The organism is Kitasatospora sp. NPDC058046 (assembly GCF_042885595.1).
In the GTDB taxonomy this organism is placed as follows: Bacteria; Actinomycetota; Actinomycetes; order Streptomycetales; family Streptomycetaceae; genus Kitasatospora.
Window position 1 is genome coordinate 98561 of record NZ_JBHVRS010000017.1, and the last position, 24986, is coordinate 123546.

The window sequence follows — 24986 nt, forward strand, 5'->3', positions numbered from 1 at the left end:
CCTGGCGTGATCACCTGTCGAACCTCGAAATCTCGAATGAGGGGACATCACATGGCAATCGGACGACGGCAACTCCTCACCTCCCTCGCGCTGACCGCCCTCGCCGCACCCGTCCTGGCCAAGGGGACCGCGACCCGAGCCTCCGCGGCCACGGGTACGGGTGCGGGTACGGCCGCACGTATGGCCGCCGGCTCCGGGCCGCTGTTCATGCAGGTCGTCGCCCACGAGGACGACGACATCCTGTTCATGAACCCGGACCTGTCCAACGCCCTCGCCGACGGCACGCCGTCCGTCACGGTGTTCGTCACCGCCGGGAACATCACCGGTGACCCGTGCGCGGGCGGCTGCTGGGACCCCGCCGGCGACCCGCTGCGCACCTGGAACCGCCAGATGGGCGCCGTCAACGCCTACTCCCGGATGACCGGGGTCGGCGACAACGACCCGGCGACCGACGAGATCGGGCACTGGACGGTCGAGGCGTGGACGGTCGCGGGCAAGCAGGTCGAGCGGTACATGCTCAAGGACCGGCCGGTGCACCTGATCTTCCTCAACCTGCACGACGCCGGGCTCGCCAACGTGCTGAACGGCGGCACCGACACCACGGTCGTCCCGAAGGGCAGCCCGCTGTCCGGGCCGTCGACCTACACGGCGGCGGACGTCGTCGAGGTGCTGCGGCAGATCATGGTGACGTACCAGCCGACCGTGCTCCGGGCCCAGGACGAACTCCCGGACACCCGCTACAAGGACGACCACTCGGACCACATCTCCGCCGCGAAGTTCGCGGGCATGGCGGCGAGCCAGTACGGCGGCTCGCTGATCCAGGTGAACTACCGGGACTACAACATCAGCGACTGCCCGGTGAACCTCGACCCGGCGACGGTCGGCACCAAGGGCGTGTTCGTTTCCGAGTACGCCAGCCACGACCACTCGGGGAACTACGAAACCGCCTGGTTCTCCCGGATGTACTACCGCTGGTCGCGCGGCACCTCCTGGGCCGGGCTGAACCAGGACGGCCGGCCGCAGGTCTTCGTCGTCCGGGCGGGCTCCCTCTACACGTACTGGCGCCAGGGTGACGGCAGTTGGGGCGGCCCGGCACGGTTCGCCGACCCGGGCGGGCGGCTGGCCCCGGGCATCGCCGTCGGCACCAACGCGGACGGCCGGATGGAGGTCTTCGCCCGCCGCCTCACCGACCACCACATCGTCTCCGTCCCGCAGACCACGCCCAACGGCGTGTGGCGGGACAGCTGGGCCGACCTCGGCAACCCCAACGCCGGGCTCGTCAACGCGGGCCAGGTCGGCGTGCCCGCGGTGGTCGCCTCCCAGGACGGCCGACTGGAGCTCTTCGTCAAGAACGGCGGCGGCGGCCTCAGCGCGATCCGGCAGACCAGCCCGAACGGCGCCTGGACGACCACCTGGGACGACCTGCACGGCACCGACATCCAGGACCCGGTCACCGCGATCCGCAACGGCGCCGGGAGGATCGAGGTCTTCGCCAGCACCCGCGACGGGGTCGTCAACTGGTGGCAGACCGCTCCGAACGACGCCATCAACGGCCCGGGCCCGATCCCGAACTCCCGGCCGGCCAGCCCGCCCAAGGCCGCGCTCGACCAGGACGGCCGCATCGAACTCGCCTACCGCGAGGCCGAAACCGGCGCGATGCTCGTCAGTTACCAGACCCGGCCCGGCGGACCGTGGAGCCAGTCCCCGACCAACCTCGGCGGCCACAAGGGCGTGGGCGAGCCGGCGATGGCCAACCTCGGCGGGCGGGTCGTCCTGTTCGAGCGCAACGGCGGCGGCGGTGTGAGCACCACCGCCCAGACCGCGCCGAACGCCGGCTACGGCGCCTGGCAGGACCTCGGCGGCACCGTCCTCGACTACCCGACCGCGATCGTCGACGGCGGCGGTGTCCTGTACGTGTTCGCCATCGGCACGGACGGCCGCGTCTACTTCCGCACGGGCACGACGCCCACCAACCTCGGCGGCTGGCAGGGCATGCCCCTGTGACCGCCGGTCCCGTCGGCCGGTCGGAGACCCTCCCGACCGGGCGACGGGCCGGGCGCGTGGAAGCGCCGGTGGGAGGGCCCGCGGGAGCACCCGTGGAAGCGTCGATGGGAGCGCTCTCACGCCGTGTAGGATGGCCGCTCCCGAGAGTGAGCCACACCGGAGTGTGATCATGCCCCGAACTGACAGGCCGGGCCCCGGTGGCGCCCGGCCTGCCGCGCGACCGACGGTGGAGGACGTGGCCGCCCGCGCGGGAGTCAGCCGGGGAACGGTGTCCCGGGTCATCAACGGTTCGCCCAAGGTGAGCGCCCGGGCTAGGGAGGCCGTGGAGCACGCCGTCGCCGAGCTCGGCTACGTACCCAACCAGGCGGCACGGTCCCTGGTGACCTCGCGCACCGACGTCGTCGCCCTGGTCGTCCCGGAGAGCCTGGCGCGGCTGAGGTCGGAGCCGTACTTCGCGGACGTCATCGCCGGGATCTCCGACGAACTCGCTTCAACAGACCTTCAGTTGCTGCTGACCCTGGTCCGCAACGAGGACGAGCGCGAACGTCTGACGCGCTACCTCACCGCGCGCCGGGTCGACGGGGTACTCCTGGTCTCGGTGCGCCAGGACGACCTGTTGCCCGACCTGCTCGAACAGCTCGGGATGCCGGCCGTACTGGGCGGCCGCCGGTCCGAGCGCGAATCGCTGAGCTACGTCCACGCCGACAACGCCGGCGGGGCCCGGGCGGCCGTCCGGCACCTGCTCGGACGCGGCCGCACCAGAGTGGCCACCATCACGGGGCCGCTCACTATGGAGGCGGCCGGGGCACGCCTGGCGGGGTACCGGGAGGCGCTCACCGAGGCCGGCCTCGCTCCGGAGGACGCGCTCGTCGCCCACGGCGACTTCACCGAGGCGGGCGGCTACGCGGCGATGTGCGAGCTCCTGGCCGAAATGCCCACCCTCGATGCCGTGTTCTGCGCCTCCGACCTGATGGCCGTGGGCGCGTTCCGGGCGCTGCGCGAGGCCGGGCGGCACGTGCCGGGAGACGTGGCCGTCGTCGGCTTCGACGACTCCGTCATCGCCCGTAGCACCGAGCCGCCCCTCACCAGTGTTCGCCAACCGACCGAGGCGATGGGGCGGTTGATGGTCCAGCTGCTGCTCGAGGAGATCGCCGACCCCGGGCGGCCGCGTCGTCAGGTGATCCTGCCGACCGAACTGACGGTCCGCGCCTCGGCCTGAAGGCCTCGGACTGCCTCGAACGGCCTCGAACTGAAAGGCCGTCACGTCCCGTTGTTCCGGTATGAGCCACGGCCGAGTGTCACGGCTGACCTGGGCATAAGGTGCTGCTACGCTCCCGATGGGCGTGGGAGCGCTCCCACGCGCCAAGATTCTGGGGGGGTGACATGTCGAAGGCACAACAAGGGGATTCGGCATTCGGGGGCATACTGAGGGCGCTTCGTCGTGAAGTGGGATTCACGCATGAGGAACTCGCCCGGCGTTCCCGGGTCAGTGTGAGAACGATCAGCGACATCGAGCGGGGCCGGGTGCTCCGACCACAGCGCCGCTCCGTCCAACAGCTCGCGGCGGCGCTCGGCCTGAGGGCCTCGCGACTGGAATGGTTTCTCCGTGCCGCGCGCGCCGTTCCCGGCAGCGGGCCCGATCAGCCGGACGGGAGCCGTCGCGAGACGCCGGCCGCCGGGGAGGTGGACGAACAGCCGTCCGCGGTGGTCGTGATGGTCCTGCCGATGACCGCGACCGGCGAGAGCGGCCCGTGCTGCAGGCGCCGCCGACGCTGTCCGCAACCCCGCCCGACCGGGCCCCGACCCGTGCGCCGGGCCGGTTGACGGCCGTCACGTGCGGCGGGCAGGCGCCGGCGGCCACACCTCCGCCACGAGGACGCCGAACGCGTACGCCCGCCCCACCGGCGCCGTCCGGTTGGGGACGTGCCACCGGCGACTCGGCCGGGCGAGGGGATAGTTGACGCCGTCCGCGGCCAAGCCGACCCCCTGCCGATCCGGGCGGTGGCGTCAACCCCAGGCGGCCGCGGGCCAGGATCCCGCGCCTCGGTCGGGCTCGCCTCGGCACGCGACGCGGGCGGCGGCGAGGAGATCGAATCACGCGGCTCCATCGAGACCGAAGCAGCCCGCCGCCTCGCCGACGACCTCAAGAACGAGTGATCACCCGACCACCCGATTCTTTCTCAGGCCGTCGAGGGTACGCGCGTCACCGAGAAGGGGCAGGCCGAAGGCACGCACGCTGATCGTGGTGTCCGGTACGCAGTCGGCCGCCACCGGTACGACAGGCTGCTCGGCTGGACGGTCCCGCAGGATCCGGTAGCGCAGCGGCTCCTGCCCCAGGTCGGCGACCCGCACCGCCCACGCCGGACGGGCTCCGCCGGCAGTGAGACCGTCGAGCAGTTCGGCGCTCGCGAACTCGCACACCTTCGCTCCGACGAGCCGGCGCACGGTCCCGTGCTCCGCGGTCCGGCGCGCCTGGGGCGGCTCTCCGGTCAGCCGGCCCGAACTCTCGGCAGCGACGGCTTCCAGCAGCACCCACTCATCGGGGCTCAGCACCACAGAACCCCCCTCAACGCGACTGGACTGATCCCGTCACGCCGGCCTCGGCGGCGCCCCGGCCTTCGCAGAGGTGCTCTCGTGCCCAGGTGTCGAAGGTGGTGAGGGGCAGTCCCAGTTCCCGCGCGTACTCGGGGCGGGCGGGCTGGGGGAGGTCGTTGATCGATGCCTGGGCGAGGCCCATGGCGGGCATTCCGGCGGCGCCGGCCTGTGCCTCGGTCATGTCGGGGGCGGTGAGCACGGTGCCGAGGACGCGGGACAGCACGGTGGCGATGTCCGCCATGGTCAGGACGTCGCCCGCGAGTTCGAGTTCGACCCTGTCGAAGCGCTCCGGTGCGGCGATGGCCGCCGCGGCGGCGGTACCGATGTCGTCGACGGCGATCAGGGACAGCCGGGTCGCGGGCTTCAGCAGGCTCACCAGCCCGCCGTCGAGTCCGCGGGGGAACATGATCGCGGCGGAGGGGTGGAAGTTCTCCATGAAGAAGCCGGGCTTGAGGAGGGTCCACCGCGCGAAGCCCGCCTCACGGACCCGGTCCTGGATCCCGGCCTTCGCGGCGTAGTAGGGCTGCAGCCAGGCCCACCGGCCGGTGGGCCAGTCGGCGTGCCGCCCCGCGCCGGAGACGGAGGTGTGGACGAACTGCGCCACCCCGGCGGCCCGCGCGCCCTCGATGAGGTTGACGGCCTGCGCGACCTCGCCCTCGAAGCCCCGGCCGTCCATGTCGGGCATCTGGACGGAGAAGACGGCGCGCGCTCCTGCGGCGGCCCGGGCCAGCGAGGCGGGGTCGTCGAGGTCGCCGGTGACCAGTTCGGCGCCGAGCGCCGCGACGGCCCGGGCCCGGGCCGTCGCCGGGTCGCGGACCAGCGCGCGCACGGCGACGCCCGCTTTCAGCAGGGCGCGAGCGGTGGCGCCGCCCTGCTGACCGGTGGCACCGACGACCAGGACGGGGGCGGACTGTGCGCTCATAAGAGCTCCTCACACGGCACCGGAGAGAAAACGGCGGGGCCCGCCGTTTCTGCTCGAGTACGATACGGAGGGCCCCGCCACTTAGCAAGTACGGAGACGACGCCATGACAGCCCAACGCGCGGACGCCCGACGCAACCGCGCGCGGATCCTCGCCGTGGCCGAGGCGGAGGTCGCCGCCCACGGCGCCGACGCCTCCCTCGAACAGATCGCGCGCATCGCCGGCGTCGGCTCGGCCACGGTGCGCCGCCACTTCCCCGACCGCCGGTCCCTGCTGGAAGCGGTCTTCAGCCGGAGGGTCGACGCGCTGTGCTCCCGCGCCGCGGACCTCGCCGACGCCGACGATCCCAGGACCGCGCTCCTGGACTGGCTGGGCGCGCTCACGACCTACGCGGCCTCCGCCCGGGGCATGGCCGACGCACTGCTCCCGGCCGGCACCGGCGGCGGGAACCACGTCGACGCCTGCTCGGCACGCCTGGGAAGCGCCGTCGACCCCCTGCTGCACCGGGCCGCCCGCGCCGGCGCGGTGGCACCGGAGGTGACCACCGCCGATCTGGTAGCGCTGGTGACGGGCCTGGCCCTCGCCACCGAACACCACCCGACCCCCGCCGCCGAGGCGCACCGGCTCCTCGCCCTGGCTGTACGGGGGATCAGTCCCCGAGGATGAGACGGGCGGGCCCGTAGTGCCGCACCGGCCGGACGACGGCCGGGGTGACGCCGGGGAGGCCGGTTCAGGGCACCGGCACCACCCTCCCGAAGACCTCTCCCGCCACGATCGGGTACTGAGACGGGCGGAACTTGCGACGCCGGTCGCCGCCCTCACGGGCAACGACGAGCACGGTGACCCGCTCCACGAGCGCGTGGGCGGGTCGGGCGCGGCCGGGCAGACGGCCAACGAGGCTTCCGAGCAGCGTGATTGAGGCGTCGGACATCCCGGTCGATAGCCCGGGGCCTCGTCCGTCACGGCCTCTCGGGCCATCACCGGATCGTGGCACCCCGAAGAAACCCGGTGATACCTCAAAAGCACCGGCGGCTCTTGGGGGCAGGGATTACCCTCCGGGTATGGGGTCATGGGAAGTTGGGATCGCTGTCGCCGGCGCGGTCGGTGCCTTGCTCACGGCCGGGGCCACGGCGCTCTCGACCGGAGTCGATGTGCGTGAGCGGCTGTCACGGCTACGGCGTCCCCGGGACACCCCACCCGCGCTGGAGCCCGCCGCCGATGCCGCCACCGAACTCGGCGACACGTACGACGCGTTCGTCTCCTACGCCTCGGCGGACACCGAGGCGGCGCAGACCCTTGCCACCGGACTGCGTGCCGAGGGGCTGCGGGTCTTCCTGGCCGAGTGGATCGGCCCGGGGCTGGTGGAGAGCCTGGAGAAGGAAGCGGCCCTGCGCGTCACGGCCAACGGGCTCCTGCTCTTCAGCAGCGCGACGATGAACGACGCCGCGATCCGCGACGAGTACGCGGTGCTGCTCCAGCGCGTGCACACCGGTGGACGGCGGTTCATCCCCGTGCTCGTGGATGACGTGGAACTGCCGCCCTTCGCCAGGATCCGCCGGCCCGCGGACCTGCGGAATCCCGGCAGCGAGCCCTACGACGTGAGCCTCGCCGCGCTGGTTCGGGCGGTACGGCCGCGGGGCGAAGCCTTATGACCCAGGTGTTCCTCTGCTACGCCAGGGAGGACGCCGACTGGGCGAGGGTACTGGCAGCCCGTCTCGGGCGGAGCGACCTGACCGTCCTCTTCGACGAGTGGGACGTGCTGCCCGGTGACGTGAGCGTGCACCACGCCGAGGCGGCGATCGAGGACGCCGGATGTGCCCTGGTCGTCATCAGCCCGGCCTCACGCGCCTCGTCCTGGGCCCGCGAGGAGTACGCGGCCCTGGTCACGGCCGGAGCGCGGCGGCGGCTGCGGCTCATTCCGCTGCTGATCGGGGACGCCCCTCTCCCGCCCCTGGCCGCGAGCCGGGTCTGGCGCGACTTCAGGACCCCGGACGCCGCCGACTACGAGCGGAAGGTCGACGAACTCGTCGCCGCCATCCGCGGTGAGAGCGTCCGGCCCGGTCCCGGCGGATCCGTCGCACCGGGACACGCGGAGAACATCGCGTCGGCCCAGCCTTCACCTCCCCGGCCCCTCGTGCCTCCCGACGAGCCCGCCGTCGTCCTCTGCTACGACAAGGCCGACACGGCGTACGCCCACGCGCTCGCCGACCAGGCGAGAGGAGCCGGACTGCGGGTCTGGTCGGTCGCGGACCTGAGGGCCGGGGACTCGCACGTCTGGGTGAGGCGCCAGCAGTTGGACTTCGCGACGGCCGTGATCGTGTTGATGTCACCGCAGTCCCAGAACTCCGACGACATCACGGACATGATCCTGGAGGCGATGCACCACCAGCGCCCCTTCTTCCCGGTCCTGCTCGACGGGCAGCGCAACTACCTTCTGGCCCACACCTGGTACGCCGACGCCCGGGACGGCCGGCTGCTGAGCCCGGAGGAGCTCCTCCGGCTGCGGGACATCGACACCGCCTCCCGGAACGGCAGCACGCCGGACGAGATGTCCTCCCTGTTCCCGGCTCCGCTCCAGCGACCCGCGGCGCAGACGGTGCGGGTGCCGGAGGCCGTCTCCCTCGGACGCCTCGACGGCTGTCTCGCCGAGCACAACTTCGCGCACGCGGATCTCCAGACCACCGCCATCGTGCTGGAGGCGGCCGGCCGTCTCGACGAGGGCTGGCTGGGCACCCGCCACGCGCGCCGGATCCCCGTCGAGGTCCTGGCCCGTGTCGACGGCATATGGGCCGACCACACGCACGGACGGCAGGGCTGGAGCGCCCAGGCGGCCCGGGCCGCGGTGCGCGGCAACCGGCACGCGGACTTCCTCGCGCTGTCGGTGGCCTGCGGCTGGCGGAGCTCCGCCGACGCGCTGGTGCCGCGCTTCTACCACGAGCTGACGGAGCGGGCGGGGCCCGGCCCCCGCGGCGCGTACTACCCGACGCTGCGCAATCCGCAGAACGAGCCGTTCAACCACTGGTACGACGAGTGGACTTCCACGGTTCTGGCCGTGCATCTGCGCAGGGGGGACAGGAGGTGAGCCGGTGAAGTGGACGGACCGGGTGGATCTGGCGATCTACCTGGTCGGATCCCTGGCCGCGCTGTGCTCGCTGGCCGTCTGCGCTCGACTGGCGCTCTACGTCCACGCGTCGGTGAACGTCTTCGGCGTCCTGGCCCTCTCCCCCCGCGTCACCCGGAAAACGGACCCGCCCGATCAGAAGAGCGGGAAGAAGCACGGGAAAGAGACGCCCGCTCCCGCCCGGGGCTGTGTCCCGCTCTTTCTCCTGGTCTACATCACCGCTACAGAGGTGTGGCTCATGCAATTCACGGTCATCGTCGTTCTCCTACTCCTCCTGGCGATCTCCGGTGCCGTCGGCCGGCTCAGTCTCCGCTACGTGCCCCCCGGCCACATCGGCATCGTACGGCGCCTGAACGGCCGGACTCATCCGGATTTCCCGCAGGTCACCCCGCACGCCACCCACGGGGTGCTCGCCCGCACGCTCCTGCCCGGGCGCCACTGGATGACACCGTTCGTCTACGAGGTCCAGGTCGTCCCCCGGACGCGGGTGCCGGAGGGCAAGATCGGCCTGGTCAGGGCGAAGGCGGGCCGGACGCGGCCGGGGAACCGGGCGCTGGCGCTGCCGGTGCCCTGCGACGACTTCCAGGACGGCGTGAGGTTCCTGCTGAACGGCGGGGAACAGGGCACACAGATCGGCGTGCTGGCCGGCGGACAGACCTACTCCATCAACACGGAGCTGTTCCGGGTGACGCTGGTGGACCGGGTCCACGTTCCGGCGGGCACCATCGGCCTGGTCGACGCGAGGGCCGGCGGGAACCGACCGCCCGGGGCGCTCTTCGGTCCGCACGTGGAGTGCGACGACTTCCAGGACGGCGCACGGTTCCTCACCGGCGGCGGTCAGCAGGGCAAGCAGCTCGCCATCCTCCAGGGCGGTGCCTACTACGACATCAACCCGGCCCTGTTCGACGTCATCACCACGCACAACGTGGAGGCGCGCGGCGGACCGCTGGAAGCACGGCACTTGAAGCAGATCGCCATTCCCGCCGACCAGACCGGCGTGGTGATCACGCTCGACGGCGCGGATCCGGGAGAGGACGACCAGGCGGGACCACCGGTACCGGGCCATCAGGGGTTCCGCCTGCCATGGGTGTTCCTGCAGAACGGCGGCCGCCGGGGGGTGCAGGAGGAAACCCTGAGCGGGGGAACGGTCTCCGCGCTCAACCCGTACTTCATCCGCGTCATGCTGATCCCGACGCACCTCCTCGCCCTGGAATGGGACGAGAAGACGCCCGCGGAGCAACAGAACTACGACGTGCATCTGGGGAGGATCACGGCCACCGTGCAGGGCTACCGGCTGTTCGTGGACGTGAAGCAGCTCATCCGGATTCCCGCCCAGTCCGCTCCCGGACTGGTCAGGCGGAACGGCGGAGCCCAGATCTCGGACATCGGCGGCCTCGACTACAACCGGATGCCCGTCCAGCGCTTCGTACAACGCGTCCTGGGCGCCATCGTCACCACGTACTTCAACCAGATCGCCACCGCGTCGACCGTGCTGGAGTTCGTGAAGAACTACCGGGACACCCGGCTCGAACTCGCCACCCTCGTGGAGAACGAACTCCGGGACTGGGGAGTGGAGTCCAAGGGCACCCACCTGGGCGTTTTCCGGGCCGAGGACGAGAGGCTCAACGAGATGCTCAAGCGGACGGCCGACGAGGAGATGGAGAGCGAGAAGCTCGCGCTGCAACTGGAGAACGCGGAACGCGAGGACGCGATCGACAAGGTGCGGGTGGAAGCGGAGAGGCGGCGCGTGAAGCTGGAGCTGGAGGCCGAGATCCAGGTCCTCGGCCTGGAGAACGTCATGGTGCTCAAGATGCTCAGGGAGATCTCCCAGGCGCCCGTTCCGCAGATCGTCAGCGGGGGCGACCTCTCGGCGTTCCTCGAAACGCTGCCGATCACTCGTCTCGACGGGCTGATGGACCGGATGCGCACCCTGCGCAGGGGGCCCGGGATCGAGGGCGCGGAGCGGCCCTCGCTACCCGAGGCGGAGAGCGGGGAAGCCGGGCGGTAAGGAGCCCGACACGGCGCCGGTGCCCGTCCTCCCCCACGCCCCCGCCGCCGCGGTGACCCGATGAGCCCGACGGCCGGCTGCTCCCCGGCCATGGTCGTGCCTGCCGGTGCGCGCGCCGGCAGGCACCGCCATGGCCGGCACCGGCCCGGTCAGCGGCGCCCTGCTGTCCGGCACCGTTCCGCCCGACTCCCCGCTCGTGCGGCCGCTCGTCGTCCTCGCCCTCGGCTCCGTGGCCTACGACCTCGGCGTCCGAGCCCGCCGACGTCGGAACGGCTGGCGTCGCGATCCGATGTCGCAGCGGTTGGCGCGGGCCGCCGCGGACGGCCTGCAACGCGGCCCGCAGGGACGGCACATCACTCGCGGATGATGCCGTCCAGGAGGTCGAGGGGCCTGACGATCAGCGCAGCGTCAGGATCCAGGCGCTGACGGCCAGCCAGCCGGTCAGCGTGAGCGCCGCGCACGCCCAGGCGAAGCGGGCCGGCCCACGGCCGCGGTCCCGCCCCTTGGCGCGCTGGAACCCGGCGACCAGGCCGGCCACCGCGGTGACGGGGAGCGCGAGGAAGGCCAGGTACAGGGTGCCGTAGTAGAGGAACCTCGCGAACAGGGCGCCCACGAACACGAACGGCGCGGACACCACGGTGACCACCGCGCCGCCGGCCGTGCACGCGACGCGCAGCCGCTTCTCGTCGGAGAAGAACGGCGGCACGGCGCACACCACCGCGCAGCCCAGGCCGAAGACGTACAGAACCAGCCCGCCCGGGCCATACCCCCGGTGGATGCTCCACGCCGGCAACAGGAACGCGACCGCCCCGACCCCGGACAGCCACCGGGCACTCACCGGCACCGCGGCCATGTTTCCCCCTTGCACAGCACCCTCTTTGAACGCGTTCGAATCTAGCACCCAGGAGACGACGACGCCCAGACGGACAAGTCGCCGAAAATCGCGGCAGGCACAGCGGGACGCGGCGGCTCTCCGCGGAGAGCAGACGCATGCCGATCTCGTTGCGGCCCATCCCGAGGCTGTGGACCACAGCGGTCAGGCCGTGGCGGAAGGAGCAGGCCGCGGGTTCCGCGTCCTGATGTCCTATGGCGAGTCCGCGAGCTGTGCGTTTCGTTGGATCCGCGCTCCGTGCCACCTTGATCGTTCCGGGTTTCGTGCCACTTCCCCGGGACGGTGTACTGAAAGCTAGGTGACACGTCTTCTGCCTGACCGGCTCGCTGAGGCTTCAAGGAGCGCTGTGCCGCGGCGGGTGCGTCGCATGGGCGTGGTGGAGCGGACCGTGCGAACAGAAGACGATGGCGATGGCTGGAGCCCGGAGCCGTCTGGAACGCCTCCGGCTCCGCCGCCAAGCGTCCGACCAGAACGACGTGGAGGACGTCGCCGTAGGCGTACTTCTTGGTCAGACGAAGCGAGGCCTCTTGCGACGCTCGGGTCGTTTGTCCTGATCACGCCGGTTTGGGTAGCCGAACACCGCCGCCGGCAATGTCGCCGACCCACCTCCCCCGGTAAGCGCCAGGGGCGGCGTCTCCGGGACGGTCGGGGAGGTCGGCCGAGACGGCGAGGTGACAGGGTTCGGCGTCAGGTCCTCGACGGTCGGCGTGGTGAAGTGACGATATCGCCTGAGGTTCTCGGTGTCCGGGTACGGGTGACGCCATGGCTTGCGGGAGCCGATGAAGTGGAGCACGAAGGCGCGTCGCTCCTGATCCCGGTACGCGTGGTACTCCGTGCCCAGTCGCGGCGGCCAAGCCTCGGGCGGGATGTCGCGGAAGTCAGTCATCGGGAACACGTTCCAGCGCGGATCCAACTCGATCCATCGCCCGTGGGTGAGCGCGTTGAGCGCATCTTGCTCCAGACAGACCGGGACCTGATCCTGGCTCGCGAGCCAGTCGAGGGCCCGCTCGGTCAAGCTCTCCCGACGCCACTGGCGGAGGTTGCACAGCATCACCCCCGCATTGAAGTAGGGCGCGTCGGGCGCGAATCGTCCGTTGCTTCCGCCTGCCAGCGCCTCGTGGAGGTTGGGACGCCACATGTCCCGCACGGCCGCGAGGGGTCTGTCACCGAGGTCCGTCGCGAACAGCTCTGTCACGTCTCGCATCAGCACGACGTCCACGTCCATGTACAGCGCCACGTCGTCCGGCACCAGCTCTGGCAGGAACAGGCGCGCGTACGTCGCGCCGGTCAGGTAGCGCAGCAGTGGCAGGTCGGACAGGTCGCGGCGCAGACGGACGACCTCCAGATCGAGCCCGCGGGACATCGCGTGCTCGACGACGTCGGCACTCGGCGAGTCATCTGTCATCAGTGCCGAGATGCGCACACCGCTCTTCGGCGGGAGGCAACGGGCCAGCGACGACAGCATGTTGCGTGCCGCCGATGCGTACTGACCGTCGAACGCGATCGCTATGCGCATCCCCCGACCCCCCACGTGTGCGACCCAGGAACCACTACGCTAAGGGGGGGTCGAGCGACGGTCAAGGCGCTCAAAGAGGGGGTGCGACCTGTGGCGCGAACGAGCGACGTGGCGCCGGCGGCGGGCAGATGCCTGCTCATCTGCAGCACACCGAGGTCAGGGACTCATCTGCTGGCCGGTCTGCTGGAGAGCACGGGCTTGTCGGGCAACCCGCAGGAGTACCTGTACAACCACGTTACCGAACTGGACGGTGAGGACATCCCGATCGGTCCGGCGCACCGGACGCAGCCGGACCAGCTACGAAAGCTGATGCGGATCGGGACTTCAGCCAACGGCGTGTTGGGCCTGATCGTCATGGGGTCGTACCTGGACGAGGTCGTCGCCGGGCTGCGGCGATACCAGTCCGCGAGTGGAGCGAGCTGGCGCGAGGTGATCGAGCGCGCCTTCGACCGCCCGGTATATGTGTGGAACCGGCGGCTGGACACGGCGGCACAAGCGGTGTCTCTGTACCGGGCACTGGAGACCGACGTCTGGTATGCCGACGACGTTCGTGGCGTGGGTGCTGACGTTCCCTACCGTCGCGACCAGATCGCGCACTGGGAGCACATGATCCGGGAGCAGAACGAGGAGTGGGCGCGCCGGTTCTCCGACAGCGGGATCACGCCGATCACGGTGACGTACGAGGACGCGCTGGCGGACCCGGAGGGTGTGGTGGACCGGCTCCTGGACAGCCTGGGAGTCGCACGAGGCGGCCGGCCGGTGGAGCCGCTCACGCGCCGGCAGGGAAACGATGTGAGCTTGGAATGGCTGGCCCGGTACCGCCGGGACGGTTCAACGTGACCGCTGCCTCCGCGACCTCGATGAGCTCCGCCAGCACCTGAGGCTCACTGCCGTAGGGCCGACGCAACGGCCCACGCCGCACTGGCCCGTCCGGTACGAAACGACGCTGCCCGGCCCGACGCCGCATCGCCCGCAACAGATCCATCGCGAGATCGCCCCCGCCACCCCCACCAGTCTGCATGACCACATCCTGGTACATCCGTCGGCGCTACGCTCAAGTGCTGAGCTCGGTACGAACGATCGTGCTCAGGGCCCTGTTCGATGTGATCGTGTTTCGTGCAACGATCCCGGCATGGCGAACTTTGATGCTTCCTCTCCGCAGCGCCGTGTGAGCACGGGTGGGCCGTGCGGAGCGGCGCGCGGCCAACGAGGTTCTGCCCTCACCGTGTTGGGGGCGCTGCTGGATCGGTCGCTGGTGCAGATCGCCGATGCTGCCGCGGACGCCCGGTGCTTCGACCGGGAGACGATCCACATGGCGGCGGACGTGTGGGACAACAACACCTTTCCGCTGTTTCGGGCGGCGACGGCCGGCACGCGAGGCGGGCGCGAGCGTCGGTCTCTGGCAGCGTTGGAATGGATGGCCGGCCTCGGTGAGGATCGGCGCACCTGGATGATCGAGCAGGCTGCGGCGGCCGGGCACTCGTTGGACGGGCTCCTCACATCGGGGAAGCCGTCCACGCCGGGCCGTGACCATCTGGGACAGGTGATGGCCCCGGTGATGTCGCTGACGGCGCACGCCGCGGAGAGCCTGGCCGCCGACTACGACCTTTCATCGGCCGAGGTCCGCCATCTGCGGATCGAGCGGGCCGGCAGCCGTCTCGTCGGCCAGCTCGAACTGGCTGTCACCCGTTCCTACCCCGTCGACGACGGCACCCCGGCCGAGAGCGCGACGCTGAATATATGGCTGCGCGACATCACCGAGGTCCGCTTCGATTCCGATGACGCCCGGGGCGCCGTCCTTGGAGCGCGAGCGGACGGCGTGTCAATCGCCCTGGGGGCCCGCGGGATACTCTGCGCGGCGACGGCCGACCATTGCCCGGACGACCGCTGCTGGCACCTGTCCTCGGCCGGGCGCCAGGCCGACGCGACCACACCACCCCGCGACACCCGACCTGCTCGCGGCACCTCCCCGCAGGAGGGGCACCTGGGCGCCAACGCCATGGCCGCAGCGACCGTTCTGCACCACGCCATGCTGCACGTCCGCATGGTGCGTAGTCCCAGGCATGCGGACCGGGTCCCCGTACGCGACTTCCACCGAGCCTTCACCGGAGCCGGCGAGGCAATCCTCGCCGCGGGTGCTCACCGCCTACCCCACCGACGGGAAGCCGCCTTCCGCCACCTGGTCGAGACCTGGGTCGGACGCGGCGGCCCAGCCCTCGCGAAGTGGTTCGCCAGCGAGCTGGCGGAGACCGTCCACCGACCGGATCTCCTCGTCGTCCTCCGCGACCAGGACCAACCACACCCGATCACCGGCACATCGCAGCAGCCCACTCCGAACCTCGCGACGGTACCCGGCCCGGTAGAGGTCGAACTCCGGATGGCCTCCTACACCTCGGCACACACACGCTACGGCGCAGACCACGACGCCTCTGCCCTCGTGCACCTGGCCGTGCCGCCGCACCCGCGGAACGCCGAGAACGACCCGTGGCGGCTGCGCGCGATGTGCGGCGCCAGCCCCGCCCGCTTCCAGTTGCGGACGGCGGCGTTCCAAGGCGCCGGCCGGCCCTCCGTCACGGCTGACGACAAGGCGGCCCGCCGCTTCGCCCTACACGACGGAGCCCTCGACATCACACGAAGGGAAGGCTGAACCCACCATCCGCCGCGCGCACGTTGGTCTGCACCGGCCTGCGCAGTTTTCCTGTACGCCGACACGGGGTCAGCCGACGCCGAGCAGAACGGCGACGGCCACCAGGTCGTCCTCCCCGCGCCCGCGGGTTCGTACCTCCACGTCGGCCGGCGCACCGATTTTCCGCGTCTGCCGCCTCGGGGCGTTTTACGGCGGGGCGGCGGGAATTTCGACAATACTGGCGCCCGTTCGCCAGGAGGGGAATTTCTGCCGGACCGGCCGGCGATCGTATTCAATGGGCTCCGGCCGATCAGGCAACGCAGCGGCGGAACGGTCCGCCGTGGAAAAGGAGTGCGCATGGACAGCCGGTTGGATTCCGCCGAAGCTACCGTCGACGTCCTGTCGTTCAACATCCACCACGGGGAGGGAACGGACGGCGTCCTCGATCTGGAACGGATCGCCCGGGTGATCCGGCGCAGCGGTGCGGAGATCGTCGGGCTCCAGGAGGTGGACCGGCACTTCGACGGGCGCAGCCAGTGGAACGACCAGGTGGCGGAGCTAGCGCGGTCGCTCGGCTACCACCCGGCGTACGGGGCGAACATCGACCTGGACCCGGCGGCGCCGGCGGCTCCGCGGTGCCAGTACGGTACGGCGGTGCTGTCCCGGCACCCGATCACCCGTGCGCGGAACACCCACCTCTTCCGGTCCCCCGGGGAGGAGCAGCGCGGCCTGCTGCACGTCGAGATCGACCTCGGCGGAATTCCGCTGCAGGTCTTCGTCACGCATCTGGAGCTGTTCTCGGAAATCGACCGGATCCGCCAGGCGGAAGAAGTCGTGGAGTTGATCGGGGAAACCGGTCCGGCCATTTTGCTCGGCGATTTCAACGCCGCCCCGGGGACGTCGGAGATAACCAGGCTTCGGGCTGCTTTCACCGATTCCTGGACGGTTCTCGACGGTGGTCCGGTGGCGACGTTCCCGGCCGATGCTCCGCGGGACTGCATCGACTACGTCTTCGCGGGCCGGGGGGTGACGCCGGTGCGGGTCGGCCTGGTCACCGAGGAGCCGGTGGCCTCGGACCACCTGCCGGTGCTGGCCCGGCTGGTGGTCTCCGGCTGACCGCCGGCCCCCGAGGGTCCGGGCCGGGGCGGCGGGCCGGCCCGGACCCTCGGGAGGCGGTGGCGGTCACCCGTGCCGTTCCGCTTCCACCGCTTCGTACAGTGCCTTGATGTTGCCGCTGCCGAAGGTCGTGGCCCCGACCCGCTCGATGACCTCGAAGAACAGGGTCCGCCGAGGGTGCAGCGTCCGGGTGAAGACCTGGAAGAGCTGGCCCTCGTGGTCCTCGTCGACGAGGATGCCCAGGGCGGCGAGCGCGGGTACGGAGTGCCGGGTCAGCCGCAGCCGATCGGCGAGCATCCGGTAGTAGGGGCCCGGCGTCGACAGGAACGCCACCCCCTGCTCGGCCATCGTCCGGACGGTCCGCACGGCGTCGTCGGTGCGGAAGGCGATGTGCTGGACGCCGGAGCCGCCGTGGTTCTTGATGAAGTGGTCGATCTGGCCGGGTTCGCGGCTGGTGTCGGGCTCGATGATGGTGAGCGTGAGGCCGCCGGACGCCGACTGCACCACCTCGGAGTCCATGGCCTGGGCGCCGACGACGATCCGCTCGGTGAAGGTGTTGCGCAGGCCGAGGACCTGCTCGTAGAACGCGACGGTGGGCCGGAGCAGGCCCGCCTCGACGCACACCGCGAAGTGGTCGACCGCCAGCAGGCCGGTGTCCGCTTCCGGCTCGCTCCGCGGTGCCGGGGTGAAACCGGGCAGCGGCCGGTGGTCGGTTCCCGCGCGGCGCTGGACCAGGGTGTGCCGGAGGTCGCCGAAGCCGGCGACGGCCGCGGTGACCACGCCGTCCGTCTCCTCGGGTTCGGCCAGTGGCCGGGCGCCGCGCCGGACGGTCGCGGCGAAGGCGGCGACCACGTCGGGTACGGCCAGGGCGATGTCGGCGACGCCGTCCCCGTGCCGCCGGACGTAGTCGGCGGCGGGGTGGTCCTCCGCCAGGGCCTGGGTGAGGACCAGCCGGATGTGCTCCCGGCCGATGGCGACGGACCTCGCCTCGCCCGGCCGGTCGGCCGTGGCGTACACGGTGAACCCGTAGGCCCGGGCGTAGTGGCGTGCGCTGGCGTCGAGGTCCTCCACGTACAGCTCTACGTGGTCGACGGACAGGTCGAGCGGTATGCCGTCCGGGTGTGTCGTCATGGTGGTGGCCTCCTTGAGGGATGGTCTGCCGGGCGTGCCGGTACCGGTGCCGGTGACCGGTCCACTGGTGCTGGACCGGCCACCGCCAGGGCCCGCTACCAGGGGTCGACGCCGAGCAGCCGGCGGCCCAGCGGGGTCATCGCCGCGGTCTGCAGGTCGTTGTAGGAGTGACCGGCCGGGCGGTCACCGGGGCGTTCGCCGGCGTCCCAGGGCTGGTCGTCCCGCGCGTAGCGGACGAACTGGGCGACCCGGACCTCGGGGCGCCGGTTGTGCGAGGCGGCGTGCGGCATCAGATGGTGGGTCAGCACGAAGTCGCCTGCCTGCCCAGTCACTTCGACGCTCTTGAGATCCGGGATGTTGCGCCACTTGTCGTGCAGCTGCCGCCCCCGGCGGACGGCGCGGGACTCGGCCTCGACGATCCGGTGGCCGCCGGGCACGACGTGGATGCCGCCGCCGCCCGGGGCCACGTCCGTGAAGTAGTAGCAGCCCCCGATCTCGACCTCCTCGGGGGTGAGCAGGAACTCGTCCGCGTCCTCGGGTACCGCCGGGTCGATGTGCAGGTCCTGGCTCAGCTCACTGGGGTGCGCCGTGTCGTTGCGCATGGTGATGGCCACCGAGCCGTCCCGGACGAGCAGTCCGGGGTGCCCCAGGAGCTGGGCCGCCACCCGGTAGAGCCGCTCGTTCTGGAAGAGCGGGATGAACTCCGGTCCGTCGAAGGTCTGGTTCCCCGGGGTGTTGAAGGGCTTGAACCGGCCGTCGTACGCCTCCCAGTGGTCGGGGACGCGCAGGTCTCGCGGGAGCAGGTCGAGGATCAGGCCGGCGTGGTGCCTGGCCTGCTGCCTGGTCAGGACGCCGCGGATCAGCAGGTATCCGTCCCGCCAGAAGCGATCGACCTCCTCCTGGGACAGGACCGGCTCCGGCATTGCGTTGGTCATGGGTGCTCCGAGGGTCGGTGGGTCACGGATCGGTTGGCGCGGTCGCGTCCGCCGGGGGCCCGGTCAGCCGGCCGGCGCCGCGGGCCGGCCTCCGGCCCGGCCGGACGGACGGAGTTCCCGGGCCAGGCTGCGCAGGGTGGCCATGCCGCTGACCTGGGCGAAACCGGGCGGGTGGTAGCCGAGCCGGCGGAGCAGCTCCGCGAAGCGCGGGTAGTGCTCCGGCCGGCCGCCCGCCCGCAGGTAGCAGAGGTCGAGGTCCGGGGCCCGGCCGGGCCCGGTCCCGGTCCCGCTCAGGGCTGTGAGCAGCGCGGTGTCCTCGGCCGTGGCCGGGGGGCGGCCGGGGAGTGCCCGCCCGTCCGAGGCGTCGGCGCCGTCGATCCCGAACCAGTCGGGGACCGCCGGGATCGCGCCCGTGTGCGCGGCTCGGAGCAGTTCCTCCCGCAGGTCGAACGGGGTGAGCGCGCTGCCGTCGGCCGCGGTGACCCGGGCGGTCAGCCGGGGGGTGCCGGACGCGCCGCCGGGTTCGAGCGACACCCCGGCCGCCGTGACCCCGGGCAGGGCGAGCAGGAGGTCCTCGATCGCGCGGAGGTCGATCCACCGCCCGCCGGAGTGCCGTTCGCGGGGGCCTCGGGGAAGCCGGAGCAGTCCCACGGCGGACGCGACCTCGTCCGGCGAGCAGTCCCGGCCCGTCGCGGCCCGGGTCAGGACCAGCTCGACGCCGCGCAGCAGTGCCGCGCACTGCTCGGGTTCCAGGACCGTGGAATCGCCGTGGACGGAGAGCCGGACGGTGTGCGGGTCGGCCCAGCGGACCGACAGGCTGGCTCCGTACTCGTAGGAGGTCTCCGCGGTGCTCGCCCAGCTGATCCGGGAGCCGGGCCGGTCCGTGGGACCGGACCCGTCCGTCGAGCCAGGCCCGTCCGTGGAGCCGGACCCGTCCGTGGAGCCGGGCCGGCCCGTCGAGCCGGGCTCGGCCTCGATCAGCTCCCGCCAACCCTGGGGCGGCGGAATGAAGTTGAAGGCAAGGTCGGTGGAGAGGCAGACGCCTCGGCGGTGTTGGGCCTCGACCCGTTCGCGGATCAGGTCGAAGGGGTCGTACCGGCCGTAGGCGGGGTGCCCCTCGGCCAGGGTCCGCTGGACCTCGGCGGCCGCTTCCAGCAGGCTCCGGCCCTGCCCGCGGAGGGCCACCGGGGTGCGCTGCGCGGTGGCGCACAGCACGCGGCGGAGGTCGGCGTTGTGCCGGTTGTCGAGCGACACGTTGACGGTGCACGCGTCGGTGTCGGCACGCAGGCAGAGCAGTTGGGCGAAGGCGGCGAGGACGACGGCCGAGGGCAGCAGCCCGGTGTGGGCCATGCCGCGGGCGAAGAGGCCGTCCGCGCCGGGCAGGGTGAGCGTGCTCCGGTAGTAGCGGCCCGCCGTCCCTTCGCCCGGAGGGTGGTGCGGGTGCATCCGTGCCGGTGCGTGGGAGAAGTGCCGCCGCAGGTAGTCGAGCGCCCTGGTGCGTTCGGTGTCCTCGTCGGGGTCGGCCTCGCGCCGGGCCTGCTCGGCCGGCTGGATCCCGGGTCGCCGGTGCGGGACACCGGCGTCCGGGCTGTCCGGTCGTCCGTGCAGCAGGTCGGTGAGCTGCTGGTCCACCACGCCGTGGAACCCGGCGTCCACGGCCACGTTGTCGGCGACCACCGCCAACCAGCGCCGGTCCTCGGACCGGAGCAGGTGGAACTGCACGAGGAACCGGCCGACCCTGCCGTGGGTGTGCGCGGTGAACACCCGTACCAGGTCGGCCAGGCTCCGCTCGGCGGTGCCGTCCGGTGCGACGTCGACGACCCGCACCGGGGAGCCCGACGGGTGGACCAGCTGCCGCAGTTCTCCGCCGACGACGGCGAGGGAGGTGCGGAGGATCTCGAACCGGTCCTCCAGCGCGTGCACCAGACGCTGGGCGGCGGCCTCGTCGGTCCCCGCCGGGAGCGGCCGGAGTCCTTCGGCCAGCCCCTTCTCCAGGAACCACTGGAACTTCTGCGCCCTGGTCAGGGGCGCGTCGGCGGGGGTCCGGCCGCTCATGCGAAGCCTCCGGCGGGAGTCGGCCGCGGCGAACCGGCCGGAGCGCCGGCCGCACCGCTGGCCCGCACGGCGGCGGATCCGTCGGCCAGGGCGGACAGTCCGCGGATGGTCGGGGAGCCGATGACGTCACGCACCGTGACCGGGACGCCGGACAGCCGGGTCGCGGCGGTGGCCAGCTGCACCGCCGAGACGGAGTCGCCGCCGAGCGTGAAGAAGTCGTCGTCGATCCCGACCTCGGTGAGTCCGAGCATCTCGCGCCAGAGCGCGGCGAGCGCCGACTCCAGCTCGTCACGGGGGGCGGTCGGGGAGCCCTGGGCGGCATCGCGCTCCTCGGCGGGGGCGGGCAGCTTCGCCGCGTCCACCTTGAGGTTCGTCGTGAGCGGGATCGCCGGTATCACGGTGATCGAGGCCGGGCGCTGGTACCGCGGCAGCTCCGTCGAGAGCCGCCGGCGCAGGTCGGCCACCAGTTCCCGGTCGCGTCCCGCGCCGTCGGCGGTGCCGACAGGTCCGGAGGCCGGTCCGGAGGCAGGTCCCGAGGCCGGTCCGGAGGAGGGGACGACGTAGGCGTCGAGGCGCTTGTCCCCCGCGCCGTCGTCCCGGGCCACCACGACCGCGTCGTGCACCCCGGGGTGCCGGGTGAGCGCGGCCTCGATCTCGCCCGGTTCGATCCGGTAGCCGCGCACCTTGATCTGGCGGTCGATCCGGCCCAGGAAGCGCAGCGCCCCGTCCGGGCCGCGCCGGACGAGGTCACCGGTGCGGTAGAGCGGGGAGCCGGCGCGGTCGTCGGGGTCCGAGACGAAGCGTTCGGCGGTGAGTTCGGCTCGGCCGAGGTAGCCGCGGGTCATGCCGGCTCCGCCGATGTGGAGCTCTCCGCTCTCCCCGTCCGGAACGTCCTCTCCCTCCGGCCCGAGCACCCGGACCCGGACCCGGTCGAGCGGGGTGCCGATCGGGATCATCGTGGCGTCCGGTGCCATGGTCCGGACGTCCTGGTAGGTCGCGAAGCCCGTCGTCTCGGTCGGCCCGTACAGGTGGATCAGCCGCCCCGCGAAGGCCTGCCGCGCGAGGTCCGCCACCTCGGCCCGGATGGAGTCCCCGCCGAACAGCAGGGTGTGCACCCCGGAGAGGTCGGCGAGGTGCGCCGGCTCCAGCAGCCGGAAGACGGGGCTGGTCAGGTGCAGGACGGAGACGGCGTCCCGGTGGACCCGGCGGCAGAGGGCGGTCAGGTCGGTGCCGCCGAAGCTGTAGACGACGCAGGTCGCGCCGTTGAGCAGGGGACCCCAGATCTCGAAGGTGGAGGCGTCGAAGGACAGCGTGGCGAGGGCGGCGACCCGGTCGTCCGGCGCGATGGACACGTAGTCCTGATCGGTCACCAGGTGGACGACGCTCCGGTGCGGAACCAGGACGCCCTTGGGTGTTCCGGTGGATCCGGAGGTGTAGATGACGTTGGCGAGCTCCGGCCGGCCGACGGCGGGCGGGTTCCCGGAGGGGTGGTGGGCCGGGTCCTCGTCGAGCAGGACGACGGCCGCCCGGCCCGCGGGGAGCCGGTCGGCGAGCCGGCGCTGGGTCACCAGCACCGGGGCGGCGGTGTCCCGCAGCATGAACTCCAGCCGCTCGGCAGGGTATCCGGCGTCGAGCGGGACGTACGCGCCGCCCGCCTTCAGGATGCCCAGCAGCCCGACGATCATCGCCGCGGAGCGTGCGACGCAGATGCCCACGAGCGTGTCGGGCCCGACGCCCGCCTCGCGCAGCCGCCAGGCCAGCCGGTTCGCGCGGGCGTTCAGCTCGCGGTAGCTCAGCTGCGCGTCGTCCGCGACCACGGCCGTCCGGTCCGGGGCGAGCTCCGCATGGTGTTCGAACAGGGCGTGCACGGTGGCCCCCGGCTCGTCCCCGGTCGGTCCGTTGTTCCGCTGGATCACTGGCTGACTCCGTCCTCTCGTGCGCTGACCGGGTCGGTGGACACGGCGCCGCGTAATGCGTGTTGATGGGACCGACGCCGACGCCGCGCGGGTGGGCGGGAATCCCGGCGGCCGACGGGTCGCGCGGGTTCCCGTGAAGGTCCGGGTCGGCCGGGACGGAATTGTCAGGTGTCCTCGCTCCGGCCGGGCCGGGGAGACGGAAAGGGCCGACCGCGGCGCGTCCGGGAATTCCGTCGGATCCCGTTTTCCGCCGCACCGGGCAGGTGCCGGAACCTCCAGGAGCCTAAGCAATCGGAAGAGGTCCCGCCACCCTCTTCCGGGGAATACCGGCAATCATGCGCTATGTCCGATCCGACCCCGCTTGCCCAGATCGCCGGAGACACGCCCGGTTGTCCGATGGTCCGTCACATGCCCTCCAGGGAATCCCTGTCGAGCGCGCTGGAGGATCCGACTCCACTTGTGATCCGATGTGAAAATAGACGGCCAAAACGGGTCAAACGGGGACGCCGTCACCGTGAGATGCAATGTGCCATTGCACATCAACTGCTTGTCATGGACTATGGATCAAGAACCACGACGCCATGGTTCCGGAGCCGACCGGGGGGTTCGCGTATCCGTCGGAGCGTGACGGATACGTGGAACGGGACGCATTCCGCGCATCCCCGCAGGCATTCCCCCGGTCATTCGCGCCCGAGGCCCTGGCGAATTCGCCGAAGCGGCGGCATCAGGTGGGGCATTGCCACTGAATCGATGCACGAACATCGTGGGCTGGACCCGCCCCGTTCCAAAGGAGACCCGTGTCTGAGAACCGATCCTCGGCCCTGATCGTCGGAGCGGACCCGTACCTGATCCGGGCCGCGCTCCGCAACGGAATCGAGCCCGTCGTGGTGTACGGCCCCGGCCTGCGCGACTGGGGGTTCATCGGAATTCCGGACGGGGTCGAGACCGTCTTCGCCGAGGACACCTCCAGCGTGGAGAGCGTGCTGCTCGCGCTGCACCGGGCCGGCCTCGCCGACCGGGACTTCGACTGCGTCCACACCGGGGACGAGTTCGCCCTGGTCACCGTGGCGGCCCTGGGCGAGGTCCTGGGCGCCCCGGTCGCCGTGGACCCGGACACCGCCGTGCGGTTCCGGGACAAGTGGCTGCAGAAGGAGGCGCTCGCCGCGGCCGGCATCGAGGTCACCCGGTCCCGCCTGATCGAGGACGTCCACCACCTGGATCCGGCGAGCGTCGAGGACTTCGACAAGGCGGTCCTCAAGCCGGTCGCCGGTGCCGGCACCAGGAACACCTCGGTCGTCGAGGGCCGCGCCGGGCTGATCGCCCGGTGTGCCGAGCTCCGGCGCGCCGGCATGCCCCAACGGACCTTCGTTCTGGAGGAGTTCGTTGCGGGCGACGAGTGGATCGCCGACGGCGTGGTCTTCGACGGAGAGCTGCGGTTCCTCAGCGTCAGCACGTACGGCGAGCCCTGCCTGAGCACGGTGGACTTCAACCGGGCGCTCCAGGTCGAGGTGTTCGACCCCGTCACCGACGCCTCCGCCTACGACCTCGCACGCTCGGTCGTGGAACCAGCCCTGCGCGCGCTCGGCCTGCGGCGCGGCACCTTCCACATGGAGCTCTTCCACCAGCCGGACACCGGGAAGCTGGTATTCGGCGAGTGCGCGGCCCGGACCGGCGGACTGCTCCAACCCGAGCTGGTCGAAGCCAAGTTCGGCGTCGACCTGGCGCTCGCCGGGCTGCGCTGCGCGGCCGGGACCGACCCCCGGATCGAGCCCTCGGTGCGGCCCGACACGATCGGCTCCACCTACCTCAACAACCGTCCCGGCGTCCTGGTCGGCTACCCGACCCCGGCCGAGGTGCGCGCCCTGCCCGGGGTCGAGTACCTGCGGCTCGAACTCCCCTACGGCTTCCGCATGGCGGACGCGCTCGCGAGCACCACCGAGGCCGTCGGCCAGGTCGTGCTGAGCGGCCGCACCCGGGAGGAGTTCCGCGAACGCCGCGACTCCCTGACCGCGTGGTTCGACGAGCGGCTGCTGGTCGTGCCCGCGCACGCGAGCTACCCCGAACTGCGCCGGTGGCAGAAGGAGAACTGGCCGGAATCCGCTTCCTCCTTCGGCACCTACTCGGACGACTGAGGCCGCCCGCCGCCCGGG

21 protein-coding genes are annotated in these 24986 nt (G+C 71.8%); 13 read left to right on the plus strand and 8 right to left on the minus strand.

The window, feature by feature from the left end:
• Positions 1-51 precede the first annotated feature (51 nt).
• From ACFVU7_RS29645 to ACFVU7_RS29660, 4 genes are all read left to right on the plus strand, one after another.
• The gene (locus tag ACFVU7_RS29645) at positions 52-2004 is read left to right on the plus strand and encodes a PIG-L family deacetylase (RefSeq protein ID WP_388048078.1); all 1953 of its coding nucleotides are present in this window, start codon (positions 52-54) and stop codon (positions 2002-2004) included.
• A 169-nt stretch (positions 2005-2173) separates the two neighbouring features.
• Positions 2174-3223 carry a LacI family DNA-binding transcriptional regulator gene (locus ACFVU7_RS29650; RefSeq protein ID WP_388048080.1) on the plus strand — a complete coding sequence of 350 codons (1050 nt, stop codon included), beginning with the start codon at positions 2174-2176 and terminating at the stop codon, positions 3221-3223.
• Positions 3224-3387: 164 nt separating this feature from the next.
• Positions 3388-3828, plus strand: coding sequence for a helix-turn-helix domain-containing protein (locus tag ACFVU7_RS29655; protein WP_388048082.1), 441 nt, complete (start codon positions 3388-3390; stop codon positions 3826-3828).
• A gap of 177 nt (positions 3829-4005) precedes the next feature.
• The gene (locus ACFVU7_RS29660; protein WP_380781248.1) at positions 4006-4161 is read left to right on the plus strand and encodes a hypothetical protein; all 156 of its coding nucleotides are present in this window, start codon (positions 4006-4008) and stop codon (positions 4159-4161) included.
• On the opposite strand, the gene ACFVU7_RS29665 is transcribed toward ACFVU7_RS29660, so the two are convergent.
• Together ACFVU7_RS29665 and ACFVU7_RS29670 are read right to left on the minus strand one after the other, a co-directional pair.
• On the minus strand, positions 4162-4560 hold the full coding sequence (locus tag ACFVU7_RS29665) for a hypothetical protein (protein WP_388048084.1): 399 nt from the start codon (positions 4558-4560) through the stop codon (positions 4162-4164).
• 10 nt (positions 4561-4570) lie between these two features.
• Positions 4571-5521: an NmrA family NAD(P)-binding protein gene (locus ACFVU7_RS29670; RefSeq protein WP_388048086.1), complete on the minus strand. Its 951-nt coding sequence runs from the start codon at positions 5519-5521 to the stop codon at positions 4571-4573.
• Between the two features lie 104 nt (positions 5522-5625).
• On the opposite strand from ACFVU7_RS29670, the gene ACFVU7_RS29675 reads away from it, so the two are divergent.
• The 5 genes from ACFVU7_RS29675 (at position 5626) to ACFVU7_RS29695 (ending at position 11016) form a co-directional block, all read left to right on the plus strand.
• Positions 5626-6186, plus strand: a complete 561-nt coding sequence (locus ACFVU7_RS29675; protein WP_380743108.1) for a TetR/AcrR family transcriptional regulator — start codon at positions 5626-5628, stop codon at positions 6184-6186.
• A 395-nt stretch (positions 6187-6581) separates the two neighbouring features.
• A complete protein-coding gene (locus ACFVU7_RS29680) occupies positions 6582-7172 on the plus strand; it encodes a toll/interleukin-1 receptor domain-containing protein (protein ID WP_388048088.1) in 591 nt (196 codons plus the stop codon).
• Positions 7169-8602 (plus strand): TIR domain-containing protein, encoded by a 1434-nt coding sequence (locus ACFVU7_RS29685; RefSeq protein WP_388048090.1) that lies wholly within the window; start codon positions 7169-7171, stop codon positions 8600-8602. Before ACFVU7_RS29680 ends, ACFVU7_RS29685 begins: the two co-directional genes overlap by 4 nt.
• Before the next feature lie 4 nt (positions 8603-8606).
• A complete protein-coding gene (locus ACFVU7_RS29690) occupies positions 8607-10649 on the plus strand; it encodes a hypothetical protein (RefSeq protein WP_388048091.1) in 2043 nt (680 codons plus the stop codon).
• Between the two features lie 106 nt (positions 10650-10755).
• Positions 10756-11016, plus strand: coding sequence for a hypothetical protein (locus tag ACFVU7_RS29695; RefSeq protein ID WP_143204718.1), 261 nt, complete (start codon positions 10756-10758; stop codon positions 11014-11016).
• A 30-nt stretch (positions 11017-11046) separates the two neighbouring features.
• Here ACFVU7_RS29695 and ACFVU7_RS29700 read toward each other — a convergent pair whose 3' ends face one another.
• Together ACFVU7_RS29700 and ACFVU7_RS29705 are read right to left on the minus strand one after the other, a co-directional pair.
• Positions 11047-11502 carry a hypothetical protein gene (locus ACFVU7_RS29700; protein WP_074005887.1) on the minus strand — a complete coding sequence of 152 codons (456 nt, stop codon included), beginning with the start codon at positions 11500-11502 and terminating at the stop codon, positions 11047-11049.
• Positions 11503-12049: 547 nt separating this feature from the next.
• Positions 12050-13057: a glycosyltransferase family 8 protein gene (locus tag ACFVU7_RS29705; protein WP_388048092.1), complete on the minus strand. Its 1008-nt coding sequence runs from the start codon at positions 13055-13057 to the stop codon at positions 12050-12052.
• Positions 13058-13147: 90 nt separating this feature from the next.
• Here ACFVU7_RS29705 and ACFVU7_RS29710 point away from each other — a divergent pair, with 90 nt between their 5' ends.
• From ACFVU7_RS29710 to ACFVU7_RS29720, 3 genes are all read left to right on the plus strand, one after another.
• Complete coding sequence (locus ACFVU7_RS29710; RefSeq protein WP_388048093.1) at positions 13148-13897, plus strand: Stf0 family sulfotransferase; 750 nt, start codon at positions 13148-13150, stop codon at positions 13895-13897.
• A 292-nt stretch (positions 13898-14189) separates the two neighbouring features.
• Positions 14190-15704, plus strand: a complete 1515-nt coding sequence (locus tag ACFVU7_RS29715) for a hypothetical protein (protein WP_388048095.1) — start codon at positions 14190-14192, stop codon at positions 15702-15704.
• Positions 15705-16040: 336 nt separating this feature from the next.
• Positions 16041-16799 (plus strand): endonuclease/exonuclease/phosphatase family protein, encoded by a 759-nt coding sequence (locus tag ACFVU7_RS29720; RefSeq protein ID WP_388048097.1) that lies wholly within the window; start codon positions 16041-16043, stop codon positions 16797-16799.
• A 66-nt stretch (positions 16800-16865) separates the two neighbouring features.
• On the opposite strand, the gene hppD is transcribed toward ACFVU7_RS29720, so the two are convergent.
• The 4 genes from hppD to ACFVU7_RS29740 all read right to left on the minus strand — a co-directional run bounded on the left by hppD (position 16866) and on the right by ACFVU7_RS29740 (position 22836).
• Positions 16866-17930, minus strand: coding sequence for a 4-hydroxyphenylpyruvate dioxygenase (hppD, locus tag ACFVU7_RS29725; protein WP_388048099.1), 1065 nt, complete (start codon positions 17928-17930; stop codon positions 16866-16868).
• A 95-nt stretch (positions 17931-18025) separates the two neighbouring features.
• A complete protein-coding gene (locus ACFVU7_RS29730) occupies positions 18026-18865 on the minus strand; it encodes a phytanoyl-CoA dioxygenase family protein (RefSeq protein WP_388048100.1) in 840 nt (279 codons plus the stop codon).
• A 63-nt stretch (positions 18866-18928) separates the two neighbouring features.
• Positions 18929-20920 carry a hypothetical protein gene (locus ACFVU7_RS29735; protein ID WP_388048102.1) on the minus strand — a complete coding sequence of 664 codons (1992 nt, stop codon included), beginning with the start codon at positions 20918-20920 and terminating at the stop codon, positions 18929-18931.
• Positions 20917-22836, minus strand: coding sequence for an amino acid adenylation domain-containing protein (locus tag ACFVU7_RS29740; protein ID WP_388048103.1), 1920 nt, complete (start codon positions 22834-22836; stop codon positions 20917-20919). The genes ACFVU7_RS29735 and ACFVU7_RS29740 overlap by 4 nt, the downstream gene beginning before the upstream one ends.
• 797 nt (positions 22837-23633) lie before the next feature.
• On the opposite strand from ACFVU7_RS29740, the gene ACFVU7_RS29745 reads away from it, so the two are divergent.
• Positions 23634-24968, plus strand: a complete 1335-nt coding sequence (locus ACFVU7_RS29745; RefSeq protein WP_388048104.1) for a hypothetical protein — start codon at positions 23634-23636, stop codon at positions 24966-24968.
• Positions 24969-24986: the final 18 nt, after the last annotated feature.

Bases quoted from the DNA above. Each gene is read 5' to 3' on its own strand.
- ACFVU7_RS29645 (WP_388048078.1), top strand. From the start codon at position 52: ATGGCAATCGGACGACGGCAACTCCTCACCTCCCTCGCGCTGACCGCC.
- ACFVU7_RS29650 (WP_388048080.1), top strand. From the start codon at position 2,174: ATGCCCCGAACTGACAGGCCGGGCCCCGGTGGCGCCCGGCCTGCCGCG.
- ACFVU7_RS29655 (WP_388048082.1), top strand. From the start codon at position 3,388: ATGTCGAAGGCACAACAAGGGGATTCGGCATTCGGGGGCATACTGAGG.
- ACFVU7_RS29670 (WP_388048086.1), bottom strand. From the start codon at position 5,521: ATGAGCGCACAGTCCGCCCCCGTCCTGGTCGTCGGTGCCACCGGTCAG.
- ACFVU7_RS29675 (WP_380743108.1), top strand. From the start codon at position 5,626: ATGACAGCCCAACGCGCGGACGCCCGACGCAACCGCGCGCGGATCCTC.
- ACFVU7_RS29680 (WP_388048088.1), top strand. From the start codon at position 6,582: ATGGGGTCATGGGAAGTTGGGATCGCTGTCGCCGGCGCGGTCGGTGCC.
- ACFVU7_RS29685 (WP_388048090.1), top strand. From the start codon at position 7,169: ATGACCCAGGTGTTCCTCTGCTACGCCAGGGAGGACGCCGACTGGGCG.
- ACFVU7_RS29700 (WP_074005887.1), bottom strand. From the start codon at position 11,502: ATGGCCGCGGTGCCGGTGAGTGCCCGGTGGCTGTCCGGGGTCGGGGCG.
- ACFVU7_RS29705 (WP_388048092.1), bottom strand. From the start codon at position 13,057: ATGCGCATAGCGATCGCGTTCGACGGTCAGTACGCATCGGCGGCACGC.
- ACFVU7_RS29715 (WP_388048095.1), top strand. From the start codon at position 14,190: ATGGCGAACTTTGATGCTTCCTCTCCGCAGCGCCGTGTGAGCACGGGT.
- ACFVU7_RS29720 (WP_388048097.1), top strand. From the start codon at position 16,041: ATGGACAGCCGGTTGGATTCCGCCGAAGCTACCGTCGACGTCCTGTCG.
- hppD (WP_388048099.1), bottom strand. From the start codon at position 17,930: ATGACGACACACCCGGACGGCATACCGCTCGACCTGTCCGTCGACCAC.
- ACFVU7_RS29730 (WP_388048100.1), bottom strand. From the start codon at position 18,865: ATGACCAACGCAATGCCGGAGCCGGTCCTGTCCCAGGAGGAGGTCGAT.
- ACFVU7_RS29735 (WP_388048102.1), bottom strand. From the start codon at position 20,920: ATGAGCGGCCGGACCCCCGCCGACGCGCCCCTGACCAGGGCGCAGAAG.